Raw genomic sequence first — 18,579 nt, 5'->3', positions numbered from 1 at the left:
GATGACATTGGCTCGTTCTTTCCGTCTCGGAATTCTGTCGCTGGGTGCGCTGCTGTTTTTGGCACCCTATATTTTCATGCTGTCCACGGCAGCAAAATCCCAGCAGGACATTTTCTCGTCCTCCCTCTCTCTCATTCCACAGCACTGGGCGCTTTGGGACAATCTGACCAAAGCTTTGACACGCGTTCCAATGGGGCTTTTGCTGTTTAACGGTGTTGTCGTGTGTGGATTGGTTCTGGTCGTTCAGGTGGTCATCGCCATTCCCTGCGCTTATGCGATGGCAAAGTTACAGTTTCGCGGCCAGCGCACCATGATGATGCTGGTTATGCTTGGCCTTCTTGTGCCGATCCATGCAACCGCACTGCCATTCTATGTCGGTTTCAACAAGCTTGGTGTGCTCAACAGCTATTTCGCACTGAGCGCTCCGTTCTTCATCTCGGTCTTCGGTATTTTCTTGTTTCTGCAGTTCTTCCGCGCCCTGCCGGATGATCTCATCAGTGCCGCCCGTCTCGATGGCATGTCCGAAGCTGGCATTGTCATGCGGGTCATTGTTCCCAACGCATGGCCGGCCATCACAGCCTTTTCGATTTTCTCGGTAGTTGCGCATTGGAACGATCTTTTTTGGCCGCTCATTGTCGTCACCGGCATGGAACGCGCTACGCCACCGCTCGGCCTGCTTTACTTCCGCGCGGCAGAAGCAGGCGACGACTACGGAGCACTCATGGCGGCAACGCTCATCATTACGCTGCCGCTTCTCCTCGCGTTCCTTGCAGCCCAGCGCCGCTTCATCGAAGGCATCACCTTAACTGGCCTCAAGGGCTGAATTTTCCCTCCCCGTCCCACAGGAGTTACCCATGAAACGCCTTTCCAGCGCTCTCGCCGCTCTGGTTGTTGCGACAGGCCTCACCGCGCCTGCTTTCGCAGACACCACACTGAATGTGCATTACCCGATGCCCGGCTTCTTCAAGGAAGTCATGGCGGACATCTCCAAGAAGTTCATGGAAGAAAATCCGGACATCAAAATCAACTTCGTCAGTCCTTCCGCGACTTACGAGGAAGGCATCCAGACCATCATGCGTCAGGCTGGCACCTCGGAAATGCCGGATATCACTTTCACCGGCCTGAACCGCCTGCGCGTATTGGCCGAGCGCAACATCGGCGTTGATATGAAGCCGCTCGTCGATAAGGAAGCGGATCTTGAAGCCCAGGGCTTCACCGATCATCTGCTGAGCCTTGCGCGTGTCGGCGACCGTCAGGTCGGCCTGGCATTCGCAACCTCAAACCCGATCATGTATTACAATGCCGATCTGGTTAAGGCTGCCGGGGGCAATCCCGACACGCCTCCAACCACATGGGACGAAGTGATTGAGCTTGGCGGTAAGATCAAGGCGCTTGGCGATGGCAATGAAGGCATCGATTTCCGCTGGCAGGGCGATGACTGGATGTTCTCTGCACTTCTGTTCGGCGCTGGCGGCACGATGCTCTCAGAAGATGAAAAGAAAGTCGCGTTCAACGGCCCAGAAGGTCTGGCAGCATTCAAGCTTGTCGATCGTATGGTGAAAGAAGGCGGTCTGCCGGTTCTGACCAAAGCGGCGGGCGAGCAGGCTTTCGCGGCCGGTAAAGTCGGCTTCGCATTCCAGACAACTGGTGCTTTGCGCAACACGATCAAGAATGTCGGTGACAAGTTCGACATGCGCACTGCCAAAATCCCACTTCTCAACGCCGAAAAGGGCCGTCTGCCAACCGGTGGTAATGCGGTTGTTATCCTGACCGAAGATCAGGCCAAGCAGGATGCAGCATGGAAATTCGCCAAATTCGCTGCCGGCCCTTATGGCGCATCGGTTGTCGTGCCGGGCACTGGTTATGTGCCAAACAACGAACTGGCGGCAAAATCGGATGAATATCTCGGCAAATTCTACGAGGAAAATCCGCTGTTTAAAGCCGGTCTCAGCCAGATGTCGCTGATGATCCCCTGGTATGCTTTCCCGGGTTCCAATGGCGTTAAGGTAACGCAGACCATCGTCGATAATCTTTCGCGCGTCGTTGAACAGTCTGCAACGCCGGAAGATGCTCTCGCCGATACATCCAAGGAAGTGCAGCGTCTGCTGCCACGCAAGTAACATATGCGAAAAAGAAAGAGCCGCGCTGGATGATCCAGCGCGGCCTTTTCGTGTCATTAAACTAAAATCAGAACGTCCAGTTACGCGCCTTCGAGAACAGGAAGTCACGGAAGGCATGAAGCTTGGCAGAGTTTTTCAACGCTTCCGGATAGCAGAAGAACGTATCGAAGGACGGTATTTCCTCAAGCTCGGGCAGAAGCTGCACCAGACCGGATTCCTTGTCCGCCATATAGTCAGGCAGAACCGCGATACCGACACCGCGCTGAACGGCACGACGGATGGAGAGCAGATTATTAACCTGCAGAACTGGAATGCGCGCACTTCCATCTGAGCGACCAGCGATCTCCAGCCAGTTCAACCCGGTGAGATAGCTCGGAGCAGGTTCACCAAAAGTCACCACGCGATGCTGATCAATCTCATCGATCGAGTTCAGCTTGCCGTATTTGGAAACATAACCAGCCGACGCATAGACGTGCATATGCACAGTGAACAGACGACGCTGGATCAGATCAGGCTGCTGTGGCTGACGCAGACGGATCGCGCAGTCAGCATGACGCATGGTGAGATCCAGCTCTTCATTGTCGAGAATGAGCTGAAGCTGCACGTCAGGGTATAGCTCGACAAATTCCTGAATACGCTCGATCAGCCAGCCTGAACCCAGACCAACTGTTGTCGTCACGCGCAGGCGCCCTGTCGGCTTTTCCTTGCTTTCGGCCAGTTTCGAGCGGACGTTTTCGAGCTTCATCAGCACGTCATGCGCCGTCCGGTAGAGCGTTTCGCCCTGCTCCGTCAAAATGAGCCCGCGGGCATGGCGATGGAATAGCGGAACACCAACGTCCTGCTCCAACGCGCTGACCTGTCGCGAGATAGCTGATTGCGACAGATGCAATGTCTGTGCGGCATGGGTGAAGGACCCGGCTTCCGCAGCAGCATGGAAAATGCGCAGTTTGTCCCAGTCGAGCGGTGCGACCACCTTCTCCCCCTCTCGTTACTCCGCAGCTTCGTGCAGCGGTTCCTGTGCAGCCAACCAGCGCTCGGATTCGAGCGCCGCCATGCAGCCCATACCAGCGGCAGTCACTGCCTGCCGGTAAATATCATCGGTAACGTCACCGGCGGCGAAAATGCCTGGCACGTCGGTAGCGGTCGAATCGGGTGCGGTCCAAAGATAGCCATTTGGCTTCTGCTTGAGCTTGCCCTCGAACAAAGAAACGGCAGGTGCATGCCCAATAGCGACGAAAACCCCGTGAGTTTCATGATCACTCAGCTCACCCGTCACGATATTCTTGAGACGAACACCCGTTACCGTTGCCCCCATTGGCGGCTTGGCTTCGGTGCCGACGATTTCATCAATAACGCTGTTCCAGATAACCTTGACGTTTTCGCGCGACATCAGGCGATCCTGCATAATCTTCTCAGCGCGGAAACCTTCACGGCGATGCACCACAGTAACGCTCTTGGCGATATGCGAAAGATAGAGTGCTTCTTCGACTGCTGTATTGCCGCCGCCGACCACAACCACATCCTTGCCGCGATAGAAGAAGCCATCACAGGTCGCACAAGCTGAAACGCCACCGCCCATGAAAGTCTGTTCACTTTCAAGACCAAGCCACTTGGCTTGAGCGCCAGTCGCGATAATCAATGCATCGCAGGTATAAACGGTGCCGGAATCGCCAATCAGACGGAAAGGCCGCGACGTCGTATCAACTTCCGTGATGATGTCATAAAGGATTTCAGCGCCAACATTCTGAGCCTGTGTCGCCATCTGATCCATCATCCATGGCCCCTGCACTGGCTCGGCATAGCCCGGATAGTTTTCCACATCCGTCGTGATCATCAACTGGCCGCCCTGCTGCAAACCGGTAATGATAATGGGCTTGAGCATCGCGCGTGCAGCATAAATCGCCGCCGTATAGCCTGCCGGACCAGAGCCGATTACAATAACGGGCGCATGACGCTGTGACATGGGAATAGTTCTCCGGTCCAAAATCGATTTAAATCGTGGGCTTTCGGCTCACCAGAATCGCCTTCGCGCCCAGCTTTGCCAATGCCCTGATATTGTGGCCAAGGTAGGTCTGCGATCCGCTGTTTGCAAGGTTGGAGCAGCATTTGCTGCGCTTTAGCCACAGCTTGTCACCATTCAGCACAATGATGCTGCATACCCACATTGCGGCTGGCAAGTTCCCGCGTTAAACACAGGACAACAAAGCAGCTTTCAAAATCGCTGGAGCCGAAGGCCATATACAAGACCGTTGCTAATATCTGTGCGCGTTTCGGCCTCGTCATGGCTGTAGCAATGCTATTGCCTGCGGCAATCGACTTGCGTGACGGCAGCGATGACTGGCTTATTTTCGTGCGTTCTGCGGCAGCAACCGGTGCATTATCAGCCCTGATCCTGTTTGCCACCCAAAACCAGAACACGCGCTTCACACCGCGCCTTGGTTTTTTGCTAACTGCATGTCTGTGGCTGACAGCCAGTTTTCTGGGATCGATCCCGCTTTATTTTTCGCATCTGCCGATCAGCTATGCGACCGCTTTCTTTGAAGCCATGTCAGGCGTGACCTCCACTGGTGCCACAGCATTGACAGGCCTCGATGAGATGCAGCGCGGAATTCTACTCTGGCGTTCGCTTCTGTGCTGGATCGGTGGTGTCGGCTTCATCGGCTTGGCGCTATTAATGCTGCCTTCGCTGCGCGCAGGCGGTCTCGCACTCTTTCACATGGAAAATTCCGACAAATCGGAAAAAATTCTGCCGCGCATGAACCAGATCGCGCTCGGCATCGTTATGGCCTATCTCACTCTGACAGCCGCCTGCATGATTGCGTATTTCGCAGTTGGCATGAGCATGTTTGACGCGATCAATCATGGTCTGGCAACGGTCGCAACGGCAGGCTTCTCGACGCACGATAGTTCATTCGGCTTTTACGAAGGCAACCGGAAGCTGCTCATCGTATCGACGGTTTTTATGGCGCTTTCGGCCCTACCATTCGTCCTTTATATCAAGGCATTCATGCCACGTCGGCTCGAGTCACTTGCCGATCCGCAGGTAAAACTGTTTTTTGCCCTCGTCATCGGCTTCAGTTTCCTTCTCGCAATTGTTCTAAGGCTTGGTTCGAACATTCCGTTTGGCGATGCACTCATCTCCGCATCGTTTCACTTCGTCTCCGTCATCACGACAACTGGCTTTACGACCGAGGATTATTCGCTGTGGGGACCACCAGCCCTTGGCATTTTCTTCCTCGCATCGTTTCTTGGAGGCTGCGCAGGATCGACATCTGGCGGCATCAAAATGAACCGCCTCATCATTCTATGGAGCCTGACACAAGCCAATCTCGCACGCCTTGTCATGCCCCATGCAGTTATAAAAATCCGGTACGGTTCTTCTGAGGTGTCTGGCGAGATCGCTCAGAACGTATTGCTCTATCTGTTTCTTTATATTGCATCGCTCATTATCGGCGCTGTTTTGCTGGCTTCCCTTGGTCTCGATTTCGTATCGGCCTTCACTGGCGCATTGACCGCATTGTCGAATGTAGGCCCAGGATTCGGGGATACGATCGGGCCTGCTGGTAATTTTTCAACGATCCACGACCCGGCACTTTGGGTACTTTCGTTTCTCATGCTGGCCGGTCGTCTTGAACTCGTAACCATATTTATCCTGTTCACACGTACTTTCTGGATGCGCTAACAACGCTTTAGACGGTTTACATCCTGTCGTTTCTTTTGGTATGAGCAGGATTAGATTGCGCTATAGCAGCGCTGAGTGTTTTATAATTACGCCTGAATGAAATTTCATTGCGCGCGGAGTTTTGCATGCCGATCAAGGCTGATCTGGACGAAATCGATTGGAAAATCCTTCGGGAGCTCCAGAATAACGGGCGCATCACCAATGTTGAGCTAGCCGAACGTGTCGGTATCTCTGCCCCTCCCTGCCTGCGTCGTGTGCGCAAGCTGGAGGAAAGTGGCGTCATTCGTGGCTATCGCGCCATACTGAATGGCAATGCGCTCGGGCAGGATCTCGTAGCATTCTGTTCAGTGGGACTGCATCGTCAGGCAGACGCCGATCTCAAGGCTTTTGCCGAAAAGACCAAGCAGTGGCCGCTTGTACGCCGCGCATGGATGGTATCGGGCGAGTCCGATTTCCTGCTCCATTGCGTCGCACGCGACCTCAACACCTTCCAGACTTTCGTTATCGAAGAGCTGACCGCCGCTCCTAATGTGGATTCGGTACGCACAGCCCTGACCATTCGTCCTGTGAAAGACGAACCGTTGATGATTCTCTAACTCAATATATTATTGAATGAGAGAGCGATTGCGTTCATGCGCAGTCGCTCTTTTTCTTTGGACGTAATTCTAACTACTAAAAACCTGTTCATAGACTGCGCTGATGGCGTCAGCCTCTTTTTCAAGCGGGAAAGCTTCGCGAACATAGGCGAGCGCATTTTCGCCATCGCGTTGAGCCAAGGCAGGGGCGGCCAGATAAGGTTCGATTGCATCGCGCAGCGCATCACCGTCGCCAGCTGAAACAAAGCTGCCCGTACCTTCCACGATCATCTCGGCATAAGCACCGGCATCGCTCGCAACCACGGCTGTTTTTGAAGCCATGGCTTCCAACGGGGTGAGACCGAAACCTTCATTTCGGGACGGCGCGACATAGAGCGTGAGACGTCGATACCAGATGCGCACATCCGGCACTTCGCCGAGAATGTGGATGCGATGCTGCAATCCGGCTGCAGCAATACGTGCCTTTAAACCATCTTCAAATGGCTGATGTTCGGCAGTCGTCCGACCTGTGATGATTGCCGTCCATTCCGGATATTTCGGCAAAAGCGCAATCATCGCATCAACAAACAGGTCCGTGCCCTTGGAGTGACGCACACGCCCAAAACAGCCAACGGCATATTTTCCGGGCAGACCTGATGCGCTGAACTGGTCTTCTTTACCAACGGGCGGATGAAACCGCTCAAGGTCAACGCCATGCATGATGACCTGATGCGGTACTTCGAGAAAACTGCCCGAACGGCCGCTGGTCGCGATCACCGCATTCATGCGGCGGATCAGCCACTTGGTGAAGGGTTTGTGATGACGTTGCGCGGCTGAAGTGAACACCAGCCGCAACTTCATACGCAGGACATCGCGCATGAAAATACCTGCAAGCATTTCGATATTCCGGCGTGCATGCCAGATACGGAAACGCCGTTTGGCAGGTTTTTTCCAGAACGAAAAAAGAGCGCCCCAGCCGAGATGCGGCAGAGTTTCAGGCAGCCCGGGACCCATCGTTGCAATTCCTAATCCCTTTGCACGCTGCAAAGGGATTAGCTGAACAATAGTCGAAGTCACACCAGAAAGGCGGCGCTTGAAGTTGGGCGCTACGACTTCGACCTCTTGAACCGGAACAAACCCGCTATTGGGCCTCTTATCTGGCATTACGATCTCAAATGAACTTGAGACCGAGAATCTCGTATGAACGCGAACCACCGGGTGCATTGACCTCAATGGTATCGCCTTCACCTTTGCCGATCAGTGCACGCGCGATTGGCGAAGAAATCGAAATTCGGCCTTCCTTCACATCGGCCTCTTGATCGCCGACGATCTGATAGACTTTCTCTTCCTCAGTATCTTCATCGATCAATGTGACGGTTGCGCCAAACTTGATCTTGTCACCGGAAAGCTTTGTTACATCAATGACTTCGGCACGACCAACCAGCTCTTCCAGCTCATTGATACGGCCTTCATTCAAGCTCTGGGCTTCCTTGGCAGCGTGATATTCGGCGTTTTCCGAAAGATCGCCGTGCGCGCGCGCTTCAGCAATTGCCTCAATGATCCGCGGACGTTCACTTTGCTGACGCGTGCGGAGTTCTTCCTTGAGGTTTTCGAAACCGCGAGGGGTCATAGGGAACTTTTCCATACCCAGTCCAGTCCTTTCCATCGCCCGCCGCGCTTCCCTCCAGGATGAGCGCGACGGCAGTTTGATTGCCCGCCTGATCCTGCTCCATGACTGGCTCAGGACACCCGTCCGGAAGGTTTAATCGCCTGCCGGTACACAAAAAGAAAACGGTCGCCGAAACACATGCTTCGGAACCGTTCAAAGTGATGTTACTGTAACTATAGCATTTTCATCGGTCATTTCACGAAGAAAAATTTAAGCCTGTTAATTCTACAAAGCTAATGCATTTCCAGTTTAAGAGGTATCATCGGAAATGCGTCTCACTATTTGTTTTTACGCACATCTTGTTCCGAAAACGGGTTCCCGCTTTTCGGGATGTGCTCTGGCGTTCCTATTTGGCTTGAATGGACCAGCTTGCAGGCCATTTCTCAGGACCACCATCGTAATTGCCATCGCAGTCGCCTTTGGAGCGCTCCTGCAAAAGCACAAACCGCACGTGTCCTTCGCCTGTGTCTGTGGCTTTCCAGACATCATAGATGCCACAATCGCCTAAGCCCCTGCCCTTGAAGAAAGCTGTCAGCGTCTTGCTCTGCTGCGACCAGTCAATGTTCCAAGCCTGATCGGTGACGGTTGGGCCATCGTCGGAAATCATTGGCAACGAAATCGGCACCACCTGATTCTCGTACTGGCTGTAGAATACATAAGGCTGATTATAAGCGCCGGGCGAACCGCATGGCATTCCGATCAGGTTGAGCCCATCTGCGATCTTCGTTTCAAAGCCCCCGCCAGTGCTGAAAGAATTTCCGCTTGAAGTCCCGCACACACCGTTTTCATCGGTGAAGTCCTTGCGAATCTGCTCGGGCACCTGCTCGATTGAAGCGATGATTTTCACCTCCGGTGGTGGCGGCGCAGGGTGCCCACCTTTTGCCTGCAATGCATCGACAGTACCGGCGCGCGATTGCTGCTCATCGGCGTAGATCAAGCCCCCGATTAATCCTGAAAGTGAGTAGTTCGAGGTTTTGCCTGCGAATTTGAGTTGTAGTTTCTGACCATTCTTCATGGCATTGATCAGTTTGGTAACCGCAACCGCATCGCCATAATTGAGCCGGTCACTCTTGAGCGAGGCCACCGACGCTTCACTCGTCAGCACCAACGAGCCATCGACAGACAGCTCCAATTTGCCTGAAACCTTAGATGGATCAATATATGAAAGCTGCACCTCCGGCTTGGAACCGACTGCGCTGCTGCGATATAGACCAAGTGCAGGCGCGCCTTCACTCGCGACCGGAGTGAAGCTCAATGTGCAGTTCTGCGCAAAATCACATTGAACAGAGGTATCTCGGATCAGTTTATAGGCAGCCTGCGATATGCGAACGTCTGAAAGCAACGATGTGGTTGCCACTCCCGCCAGCAGAATTGCTTTAAGCCCAAGTTTCAGAAAAAACATAACCAACCCCATAAGATTTAAAATATCAACGGACTAACACGTCGCATTTAGAGCATGATCCGACCGGAGTGAAACGAGGATCGATAAGATTATGCTTCAAATAAAAGAGTTTAGAGCGCCGATCTGATTTCATCAGATCGGCGCTCTAAAATACTGTCTTGCCGATCCCACGTGATATTTTCTATAGCATGGCCACCCCGGAAAAATGATCCAAATCATTGCGGGCGTTTTTCGTGGGGATGAAGCAACAATGACGCGCGTACAGGCAAATTTACTCCTCCTTCTGGCGGGTGTCATTTGGGGCATGGGCTTTGTGGCGCAATCCACGGCCATGGCAAGTATTGGCCCCTTCCTGTTTATCGGCGTGCGTTCCGCAATTGCAGCGCTCACCGTTTTGCCGTTCTCTATTGCTGAAGGCAGACGCTCACCGCACAAGCTCCAAAACCAGAATTATCTCTTTTTCATGCTTGTAGGAGCTACTCTTTTTACAGGTCTCGCCCTGCAGCAGATTGGGCTGATCACAACATCAGTCACCAATGCTGGCTTTCTCACTGGCCTTTATGTCGTGATGGTGCCGGTATTGGGTGTCATCCTTTTCCGCAGCTGGCCTCATCCAGTGGTATGGCCAAGTGCGGCTGCATGTCTTGCAGGTATCTTTCTTTTGTCAGGTGGAACATTAAGCGCACTCAAGCAGGGCGATTGGCTGGTCATTTGCGGCGCAGTTTTCTGGGCCATGCAGGTTCTGCTGATCACCCGCGCCAATCGTGCCGGACGCCCTATCACACTTAGCTGCGTGCAGTTTGCGACCGCAGCCGCTGCCGGCCTGATGATTGCCGCAGCCGTCGAAGACATCAACTGGAACGTCATTGCGCTCACATGGAAAGAACTGCTGTTTACAGGCGTCTTTTCATCTGGCGTTGCGTTCACCCTGCAAGCCATCGGCCAGCGCTATACCACATCAGCACAGGCAGCTATTTTCCTATCATCGGAAGCTTTATTTGCGGCTCTGTTCGGTGCGATGTTCCTGGGTGAACGCCTGACATTCATCGGCTTTATCGGCTGTGGCTTGTTGTTTGCTGCGATGCTCGCCGTGGAATTGGTTCCCATGTACTGGAAACGTAAGGCGGAACCAATCCCGGCCACTGAACAGCTTAGCCTTTAAATATCAGCGCCGCACCGCCTGCGATCAACGCAAATCCAAGCAGATGATTCCAAGTGAAGGCTTCTTTTAGATAAAAGATCGAGAACAGGCTGAAGATCACAAGTGTGATGACTTCCTGCATCGTTTTCAGCTGCGCAGCGGAATAGACCTCATGACCGATGCGGTTTGCTGGCACAGCCAGACAATATTCGATCAGCGCGATCCCCCAGCTGATGAAAATAACCGTCACCAGCGGCGTGCTGGTGAATTTCAGGTGCCCGTACCAGGCAAAGGTCATAAAAACATTAGAGCCGATCAAAAGCAGGATCGGCAGAATACTCGGCGACATCAGTGCTGACATGGAAAGAACTTTAGGGACCGGAAGGACATTGTCGCGGCTTGGCCCGAAACCGCTGCAAACAAATAGCAAAAAGGCATGAAGATTTCGCCAAAGTTATGACCACTGATTTGGCGAGAAATGACCTTATTTGCGCCATAGCCCTTAACGCACTCACTGACTGTTCGTTTACGCTTATCGACTAATATGAGCCTAAGCCCGGTTCCACAATGAAAGGCAGGGACATGAGTATTGCGTTGTCCAATCGCTTTCATCGCTATCTAATACCGGCATCTCTGGCGCTGTTCGCTCTGGCTGCCGGTTGCTCAGGAGAACGTCCGCCGCGTCCGCAAGCCGAAATCGGCAATGCTGACATAGCGCTGCCGCCCGCTCCTGTTGCATCCGCCAATGCTCCGCGAGAAGAGCGTGTTGTTGGGTTGGCGGAAGAAATCGAAAACAATGCCAATGAGATGACGACGCAGAGCCAGCCGCATTATACCGGCGATTATGGCTTCGCAGCTCCTGTTCAAAACCCGGTCAGCACCGCCGAAAACATTTATGCAATGTCTAATTCGGATGCGGCCTGCCGGACGCGTCTGAAGCGCCTGGGTGTTGTTTTCACAGAGAAATCACCCATCAATCAGAGCGGCAGCTGCCGCATCGATAATCCTATCGAAGTCAGCGGCTTTAACAGCGGTTCAATTGCTTTCAAACCTGCCGCAACACTGAATTGTCAGGTAACGGAAGCCTTTGCGCGCTGGATCAAAGGCGATCTGCAACCATCGGCACGCCTGCGATATCTTTCCGGCGTCAATACGATTCACAATGCCGGTGGCTATTCATGCCGGACGATGAATCACCGCCGTGGCGCAAAGATGTCCGAGCATTCGCGTGGCAATGCCATCGACGTGACCAAAATTGTGCTGAACAACGGTAAAAGCATAACCGTTCGCAAACCCAGCTTCTTCGCTTTTCGCGAAAAAGGCCTGCTCAACAGCGTTCGCTCCGATGCCTGCGATTACTTCACCACGGTACTTGGCCCCGGCTATAACCGCGAACATGCCGACCATTTTCACTTCGATCTGATGCAGCGTCGGAGCGGCTATCGGGCCTGCAAATAACAAAAAGCCCGGATCAACCGGGCTTTCCATAATTATTCAGCAGGAACTGGCGTCGGCTGACCGCTCTTGTCGAGCGCTACCATCACAAACTCACCATGCGTCACGAGATCCATCTCATCCGCAAGATAGCGCTGGGCCCAGGCTTCCACACGAAGCGTAATCGACGTGCGGCCAACGCGCGTGATCTCAGTATAAACACAAAGAACGTCGCCGATTTTGACCGGTTTGGCGAAGGACATTTCACGCACTGCCGCTGTAACAACGCGCCCCTTGGCACGCTCTGCAGCACGGATGCCGCTGGCCGTATCCATCTGCGCCATAACCCAACCACCGAAAATATCCCCAGCTGAGTTGGTATCTTTTGGCATTGCCTGTGTACGTACCGTCAGCATGCCCTTGGGCGCATTAATATCGTTCATCAATAAGTCCTTTGATTGCCTGAATGCATTCCGAATAGCGTAATACCAAAGTTCATTGAGTAAGACTCATCGGACTTTGGTTAAGCCCGTGTGGCGACTGAACATTTTCAAGGCGTGATGCGTCAGCTTCTTAGCACCTTGGTATAAAGCGGTGTTCAGCTGCGAGTATGCTGTAACCCTTGATCGAGGAAAAGTGCGACATCCGCACCGCAGCCATGCAAATCAAACATGAGGCAACACCAGGAAGATTAAAATCTTAATTATTAATCACAATAGAAATACTCATACTGACTTTAAAGTAAAAATAACAATCATCTGCTATATATGGATCTATGATATATATATCGGGGGATAGTATGAGATTAATTATTACATCTTCAATTGCTACATTAGCTCTTTTATTTGCAACGAATGCAGAAGCTTCGGCCGGGCTTGCAACTGCAAATATTAATCTCCGCACCGGTCCTGGCACACAGTATCCATCAATGGGTAGCATCCCCAATGGGGTTGTTCTGGATGTTGCAGGCTGCACAAGTGGGTACGGCTGGTGCCGCGTCAATTATCGCGGCCTTGATGGCTGGGCGTCATCAAATTACATCGCGGTTCAGACTGGCGGCGGCGGTTACACCACCAATGACGATTTTGGATCAACCGCAGCAGCTGTTGGCATACCGCTCATAGCTGGATTGGTAATCGGTTCAGCAATCAACAACAATCGATGGGATGATGGCCCTAACTGGGGTCCAGGCTGGGGGCCTCGCCCCTATCGTTCTGGATGGGGTCCGGGTCCATACCGTCCGGGTCCGGGTTGGCGTGGGCCAAACCAGTGGGGCGAGCCCCGTCCACATTGGGGCGATCGTCCCGGTTGGAGGGATCATCCCGGTTACCATCCAAACGTTTACGGACCGGGCGACCGCTGGCGCCCACACGGCCGCAGATAAAGCGTTTGAACCAAAAGCGGGAACCGGTTTTTGCGTTGGATAATGCGTAAGAACAAATAGTGCGGTGCAGTTCCTACGATTCAATCCCCACTGGAGCCTCTTCGAGCACTTCCTCCTGACAGCTTGATGTCAGGAGCCGTATAGATTCCGGACCGGGTGCATGGGATTTGATCCGTGCACCCTTTTCATTTGAGTTGTGAAATTCCATATTGGGTGCATGGCTTCCTCAAAAGATAAATACACTCAGGATTCGCAGAATCAGACTGGCGGCTTCGGTGAAGCACCGCAGTCCGAATTTTCGGGCGCGCCGCTGTCCGGGTCCATTTCCGATTGGGCAAAAGAGATCAGCGAGGAGGCCGTCAAGCCTCAGGCCAAGGCAAAGCCTGCCAAAGCCGCAAAGTCTCCCAAAAAGGTGCCTGAACGCAGCAAGGAATCCTCGCGCAGCGCGCGCGGCACTTCGATGGGGGGCGCTGCGTCTGCTAAGGAACGCGCTGCCGCAGGTCTCAATCCAGTAGCAGGACTGGACATCAGCCTTGAAGACGCAGCCGAGTTTAATCCCTCAGGCGCGACCGCTACCGTTCAGGCACTTTCCGATCTGATTGAATCCGGCAATCCACTGTTCAAGAACGGCGAACTCTGGACCCCGCATCGTCCTGCCCGCCCGGACAAATCTGAAGGCGGCATTGCGATCCAGATGGAATCGAGTTTCGAACCATCTGGCGATCAGCCGACAGCAATTCGTGATCTGGTCAGCGGGCTGCAAGAGAACGACCGAACGCAGGTTCTGCTTGGCGTTACCGGCTCCGGCAAGACCTTTACCATGGCAAAGGTCATTCAGGAAACGCAGCGTCCCGCGCTTATTCTCGCTCCCAACAAGACCCTGGCGGCGCAGCTATATGGCGAGTTCAAGAGCTTCTTTCCGAACAATGCCGTCGAATATTTCGTTTCCTATTACGATTACTACCAGCCCGAAGCCTATGTGGCGCGGTCCGATACGTATATCGAAAAGGAATCGACCGTAAACGAACAGATCGACCGGATGCGTCACGCAGCCACTCGTGCTTTGATTGAGCGCGACGACGTCATTATCGTTGCGTCTGTTTCATGCATTTACGGTATCGGTTCGGTCGAAACTTATACCGCCATGACTTTCGAAATGAAGATCGGCGACCGGCTCGACCAGCGCCAGCTTCTCGCCGATCTCGTGGCACAGCAATATAAGCGGCAAGACATCAACTTTGTGCGCGGCTCATTCCGCGTGCGTGGCGATACAATTGAAATTTTCCCGGCCCACTTGGAAGATCGCGCATGGCGCATTTCGCTGTTTGGCGACGAGATCGAAACCATCGTGGAATTTGATCCGCTGACCGCTCAGAAGACCGGCGATCTGCAATCGGTCAAGATTTACGCAAACTCCCACTATGTGACGCCACGCCCGACGCTCAATCAGGCCATCAAGTCGATACAGGAAGAATTGCAGCATCGTCTGGCCGAACTCACGCGCGCCGGCCGCTTGCTTGAAGCGCAACGGTTGGAGCAACGCACCAATTTCGACCTCGAAATGCTGGAAGCAACCGGCGTCTGCAACGGTATCGAAAACTATTCGCGCTATCTGACCGGACGTCAGCCGGGCGAGCCGCCGCCGACATTGTTTGAATATATTCCAGACAATGCCCTCGTTTTCCTCGACGAAAGCCATGTCACAGTTCCGCAGATTGGCGGCATGTATCGCGGCGACTTCCGTCGGAAGGCGACGCTGGCCGAATATGGCTTCCGCCTGCCCTCCTGCATGGACAATCGTCCACTGCGGTTCGAGGAGTGGGATGCGATGCGTCCACAAACCATCGCTGTGTCTGCAACGCCCGGCAAGTGGGAAATCGAAGAAGCTGGCGGCGTGTTTGCCGAACAGGTTATTCGCCCAACCGGCCTGATCGATCCGCCTGTTGAAGTACGGCCTGCAAAAAATCAGGTCGATGATGTGCTTGGCGAAATCCGCGAAACAGCGCGCAAGGGCTATCGCACGCTCTGCACCGTGCTGACCAAGCGCATGGCCGAAGACCTGACCGAATATCTGCACGAACAGGGCGTTCGCGTGCGCTATATGCACTCGGATATCGACACGCTGGAACGTATAGAAATCATCCGCGATCTGCGCCTTGGCGCATTCGACGTGCTTGTGGGTATCAACCTGCTGCGCGAAGGTCTGGATATTCCAGAATGCGGCTTCGTCGCCATTCTCGATGCGGACAAGGAAGGTTTCCTGCGTTCAGAAACCTCGCTCGTTCAGACCATCGGTCGTGCGGCGCGTAACGTCGACGGTAAGGTCATTCTGTACGCTGACAATATAACCGGCTCCATGCAACGCGCGATGGACGAAACCAGCCGCCGCCGCGAAAAACAGGAAGCCTATAATACTGAGCATGGTATCACGCCTGCTTCGGTGAAGAAGAATATCTCGGACATCCTGAATTCGGTTTACGAACAGGATCACGTCCGCGCCGATATTTCCGGCTTCGCCGAACAGGGCGCGATGATGGGCAACAATCTCGCCTCCCATCTCGAACATCTGGAAAAGCAGATGCGCGACGCCGCAGCCGATCTCGACTTTGAAAAGGCCGCGCGCATGCGCGACGAGATCAAACGCTTGCGCGAAATGGAACTGGCGATTGCCGACGATCCGCTCGCGCGTGAAGTGGAACTTGAAAGCCCTGTGACTGGCCGTACTAAGGGTCGTCACAATGCGGGCCGTAAGGTCCATCGCACAGTGGATGCAGAGCCGAAAAAATCGCTGTTCGCCAAGCCTTCGCTCGACAATATGGGACCAGGAACCGATGTGGCAAAGCCGCTGTTCCGCAAGAATACGCTGGATGAAATGACCGTTAAGCGGACAGAAAAACCGGCAGGCGCTGACGACGCAATTATCCGCCGCGAACGTGCTGGCATCGGCTCTTACGAAGATCCGGCTGAGGCCGCACGCAAAAAGCGTCGCCCCGGCAAGACTGGCCGACCGGGGCGTTAAAGCATTTCCAGCAAAAGTGGGAACCGGTTTTGTATTCGGAAATGCGAAGAAAGAAATAGAGCGGTTTCAACGTTTTAATCTTAATTGGAACCGCTCAATTCAGGTATTTTTGGAGGGCTGCTTACCAGCCTTCCAAAACTATCTTGCCTTTAGCCTTGCCAGTTTCCAACAAGCCATGGGCCGATTTCAGGTTGGTAGCGTTGATTGGCGAAAGCACTTCCGTAACTGTTGTTTTGATCTTGCCCGCATCGATCAGTTGGGCGACTTCATTCAGAAGTTTGCCTTGCTCATCCATGTCGGCAGTTTCAAAGATCGAACGCGTAAACATCAGTTCCCAGTGCACCGATACGGACTTGCGCTTAAACGGCATGGCATTGAGCGTTTCCGGATCATCGATCAGGCCAAACCGCCCTTGCGGTGCAATCAACAAGACAATCTCATCAACATGATTCTGCGTTTGCGTGGTTGAAAAGACAAAAGCTGGCGCGCCTATCCCCAGAGCTTCAATCTGCTTTGCCAGTGGCTTGCTATGATCGATGACATAATGCGCGCCGAGTTGCTTAACCCATTCCTGCGTTTCCGGTCGCGATGCGGTAGCAATCACCGTCAAATCAGTCAAAGCCCGCGCCAGCTGGATGGCGATTGAACCAACCCCGCCTGCACCACCAATAATAAGAATGGCGTTTGCAGCGCCTGGCACTGGCTTGCGCACATCCAGCCGGTCAAACAGCATTTCCCAGGCGGTGATCGATGTGAGTGGCAGAGCAGCAGCTTCACTTTTGGCAAGCGACGCAGGCTTATGGCCAACAATGCGTTCATCGACCAGATGAAACTCGCAATTGGCACCTGGCCGGATCAAAGACCCCGCATACCAGACCTCATCGCCCGGTTTGAAGTTACGCACGTCGTTACCCGTCTCAACGACTGTCCCGACCGCGTCCCAGCCGAGCACTTTCCACTGGCCAGCTTCTGGCGACACGCCGCTGCGGATCTTGTAATCGACTGGATTAACTGAAATCGCCTCAACCCGAACCAACAGATCACGGCCCGCCGCTTTCGGCTTTTCCAATGTTACGTCGACCAGAGATTCTGCACGGTCCAGCGGACCCGCAAATTGATAGGCAACTGCTTTCATCGTTCTGCTCCATTTGCTATGGACCAAATATTAGACTACTATCACAGTATGTGAATACGCACAAAAATCGCCAATAGTGTTGTTTTTTGTACTTAGTATATAAAGGATACTTAAATGACCAAGGCCAAGCACTCGCGCTTCGATTGCAGTCCCGGCTGTGCGGTTGAAGCCGCCATCAGTCTCATCGATGGCAAATGGAAAAGTGTTGTGCTGTTTCATCTTCTCGACGGCACGATGCGGTTTAATGAACTCAGGCGGCAAATACCGGGTGTGACCCAGCGTATGCTGACCAATCAGTTGCGTGAGCTGGAAGAAGACGGTCTGATCGAGCGAAAGGTCTATGCACAGGTTCCTCCCAAGGTCGAATATAGCCTGTCTCCGCTTGGCCGCAGCATCGAACCAATCCTGCTGGCACTGAAGGATTGGGGGGATACCAATATCGACCGCTTCGGCAAGCCGTTGCGGGGGAAACCCTCTGTTCAAAAGGCTGCATGATAGAAAAAAGGACGGTTGAAACCGTCCTTTTTATTGTTGGCTAACTTACCGGCACTGACCACCGCCGGTAATGCGATAACCGGCACGTTCTGCTTCACAGCGATTTGAGAATGTCTGCCTGTCATTACCGCGACGCGCGCAAACCGGCATATATTCCCGTGTGCAAGCACCAGCACTCGGGCGTCCTGGTCTGTTGCCCTGATGTGGCGGGCGACCCGGCCGCTCTCCTCCCCAACCTGCGCCTGGTCCCGATCCCTGGCCGGGCCGTGAGCTGCACTGGCCGTTACCGACAATCCTATAGCCATCGGCACGGGCCTGACAGGCATTGCCAAAAGTCTTGCGTGAATGACCGCGTTCGCCACAAACTGGCGCATAAATCATCGGACACATCTGCGGTTGCGATGGACCGGGCCGTACTGGAGGCCGATAATCCGGGCCACCTTCGGCAACACACCCCGCCAGAAACATAACACCCGCGAGCAAGCCCAATCGACTGACTTTATTGAACAACATAACTCTCTCC

Annotated in this window: 18 protein-coding genes; 9 read left to right on the top strand and 9 right to left on the bottom strand. The window is 53.6% G+C overall.

What is annotated here, in order from left to right; translation table 11 throughout:
- Position 1 precedes the first annotated feature (1 nt).
- Both QBD00_RS01440 and QBD00_RS01435 read left to right on the top strand, forming a co-directional pair.
- Entirely contained in the window at positions 2–823 is an 822-nt protein-coding gene (locus tag QBD00_RS01440) for a carbohydrate ABC transporter permease (RefSeq protein ID WP_095447073.1), read from the top strand.
- A gap of 31 nt (positions 824–854) precedes the next feature.
- Entirely contained in the window at positions 855–2,120 is a 1,266-nt protein-coding gene (locus QBD00_RS01435; RefSeq protein WP_318578493.1) for an ABC transporter substrate-binding protein, read from the top strand.
- A 67-nt stretch (positions 2,121–2,187) separates the two neighbouring features.
- Here QBD00_RS01435 and QBD00_RS01430 read toward each other — a convergent pair whose 3' ends face one another.
- Positions 2,188–3,093, bottom strand: a complete 906-nt coding sequence (locus QBD00_RS01430; protein ID WP_024899462.1) for a LysR family transcriptional regulator — start codon at positions 3,091–3,093, stop codon at positions 2,188–2,190.
- Between the two features lie 15 nt (positions 3,094–3,108).
- Positions 3,109–4,083, bottom strand: a complete 975-nt coding sequence (trxB, locus tag QBD00_RS01425) for a thioredoxin-disulfide reductase (protein ID WP_151095146.1) — start codon at positions 4,081–4,083, stop codon at positions 3,109–3,111.
- A 318-nt stretch (positions 4,084–4,401) separates the two neighbouring features.
- On the opposite strand from trxB, the gene QBD00_RS01420 reads away from it, so the two are divergent.
- Together QBD00_RS01420 and QBD00_RS01415 are read left to right on the top strand one after the other, a co-directional pair.
- Complete coding sequence (locus QBD00_RS01420; protein ID WP_095447937.1) at positions 4,402–5,802, top strand: TrkH family potassium uptake protein; 1,401 nt, start codon at positions 4,402–4,404, stop codon at positions 5,800–5,802.
- Positions 5,803–5,927: 125 nt separating this feature from the next.
- The gene (locus QBD00_RS01415) at positions 5,928–6,398 is read left to right on the top strand and encodes an Lrp/AsnC family transcriptional regulator (protein WP_095447076.1); all 471 of its coding nucleotides are present in this window, start codon (positions 5,928–5,930) and stop codon (positions 6,396–6,398) included.
- A 69-nt stretch (positions 6,399–6,467) separates the two neighbouring features.
- On the opposite strand, the gene QBD00_RS01410 is transcribed toward QBD00_RS01415, so the two are convergent.
- The 3 genes from QBD00_RS01410 to QBD00_RS01400 form a co-directional block, all read right to left on the bottom strand.
- Positions 6,468–7,541, bottom strand: a complete 1,074-nt coding sequence (locus QBD00_RS01410; RefSeq protein WP_318578492.1) for a glycosyltransferase family 4 protein — start codon at positions 7,539–7,541, stop codon at positions 6,468–6,470.
- Between the two features lie 7 nt (positions 7,542–7,548).
- Entirely contained in the window at positions 7,549–8,022 is a 474-nt protein-coding gene (gene greA, locus QBD00_RS01405) for a transcription elongation factor GreA (protein ID WP_095447078.1), read from the bottom strand.
- A 370-nt stretch (positions 8,023–8,392) separates the two neighbouring features.
- Positions 8,393–9,448 (bottom strand): DUF1176 domain-containing protein, encoded by a 1,056-nt coding sequence (locus tag QBD00_RS01400; RefSeq protein ID WP_318578491.1) that lies wholly within the window; start codon positions 9,446–9,448, stop codon positions 8,393–8,395.
- Between the two features lie 250 nt (positions 9,449–9,698).
- On the opposite strand from QBD00_RS01400, the gene QBD00_RS01395 reads away from it, so the two are divergent.
- A complete protein-coding gene (locus tag QBD00_RS01395) occupies positions 9,699–10,610 on the top strand; it encodes a DMT family transporter (RefSeq protein WP_095447939.1) in 912 nt (303 codons plus the stop codon).
- On the opposite strand, the gene QBD00_RS01390 is transcribed toward QBD00_RS01395, so the two are convergent.
- Positions 10,600–10,950 carry a DMT family protein gene (locus QBD00_RS01390; RefSeq protein ID WP_095447940.1) on the bottom strand — a complete coding sequence of 117 codons (351 nt, stop codon included), beginning with the start codon at positions 10,948–10,950 and terminating at the stop codon, positions 10,600–10,602. The two genes, QBD00_RS01395 and QBD00_RS01390, sit on opposite strands and share 11 nt — an antisense overlap.
- Before the next feature lie 221 nt (positions 10,951–11,171).
- Here QBD00_RS01390 and QBD00_RS01385 point away from each other — a divergent pair, with 221 nt between their 5' ends.
- Positions 11,172–12,047 carry an extensin family protein gene (locus tag QBD00_RS01385; RefSeq protein ID WP_235901990.1) on the top strand — a complete coding sequence of 292 codons (876 nt, stop codon included), beginning with the start codon at positions 11,172–11,174 and terminating at the stop codon, positions 12,045–12,047.
- Positions 12,048–12,079: 32 nt separating this feature from the next.
- Here the strand turns inward: QBD00_RS01385 and QBD00_RS01380 are convergent, their stop codons facing one another.
- On the bottom strand, positions 12,080–12,466 hold the full coding sequence (locus QBD00_RS01380) for an acyl-CoA thioesterase (RefSeq protein WP_007875958.1): 387 nt from the start codon (positions 12,464–12,466) through the stop codon (positions 12,080–12,082).
- A gap of 356 nt (positions 12,467–12,822) precedes the next feature.
- Between QBD00_RS01380 and QBD00_RS01375 the strand changes: the two genes are divergently transcribed.
- Both QBD00_RS01375 and uvrB read left to right on the top strand, forming a co-directional pair.
- A complete protein-coding gene (locus tag QBD00_RS01375; RefSeq protein ID WP_318578490.1) occupies positions 12,823–13,407 on the top strand; it encodes an SH3 domain-containing protein in 585 nt (194 codons plus the stop codon).
- Positions 13,408–13,624: 217 nt separating this feature from the next.
- Positions 13,625–16,426, top strand: coding sequence for an excinuclease ABC subunit UvrB (uvrB, locus tag QBD00_RS01365; protein WP_318578489.1), 2,802 nt, complete (start codon positions 13,625–13,627; stop codon positions 16,424–16,426).
- Positions 16,427–16,547: 121 nt separating this feature from the next.
- Here the strand turns inward: uvrB and QBD00_RS01360 are convergent, their stop codons facing one another.
- Positions 16,548–17,561, bottom strand: coding sequence for a zinc-binding alcohol dehydrogenase family protein (locus QBD00_RS01360; RefSeq protein WP_318578488.1), 1,014 nt, complete (start codon positions 17,559–17,561; stop codon positions 16,548–16,550).
- Between the two features lie 114 nt (positions 17,562–17,675).
- Between QBD00_RS01360 and QBD00_RS01355 the strand changes: the two genes are divergently transcribed.
- The gene (locus QBD00_RS01355) at positions 17,676–18,056 is read left to right on the top strand and encodes a helix-turn-helix domain-containing protein (RefSeq protein WP_318578487.1); all 381 of its coding nucleotides are present in this window, start codon (positions 17,676–17,678) and stop codon (positions 18,054–18,056) included.
- Between the two features lie 45 nt (positions 18,057–18,101).
- Here QBD00_RS01355 and QBD00_RS01350 read toward each other — a convergent pair whose 3' ends face one another.
- The gene (locus tag QBD00_RS01350; RefSeq protein ID WP_191793937.1) at positions 18,102–18,569 is read right to left on the bottom strand and encodes a Kazal-type serine protease inhibitor family protein; all 468 of its coding nucleotides are present in this window, start codon (positions 18,567–18,569) and stop codon (positions 18,102–18,104) included.
- Positions 18,570–18,579: the final 10 nt, after the last annotated feature.

The sequence above is a fragment of the Ochrobactrum sp. AN78 genome (assembly GCF_029909885.1).
In the GTDB taxonomy this organism is placed as follows: Bacteria; Pseudomonadota; Alphaproteobacteria; order Rhizobiales; family Rhizobiaceae; genus Brucella; species Brucella quorumnocens.
The sequence above is the reverse complement of the archived record's forward strand: the minus strand, read 5'-3'. Positions and strand labels throughout refer to the sequence as shown.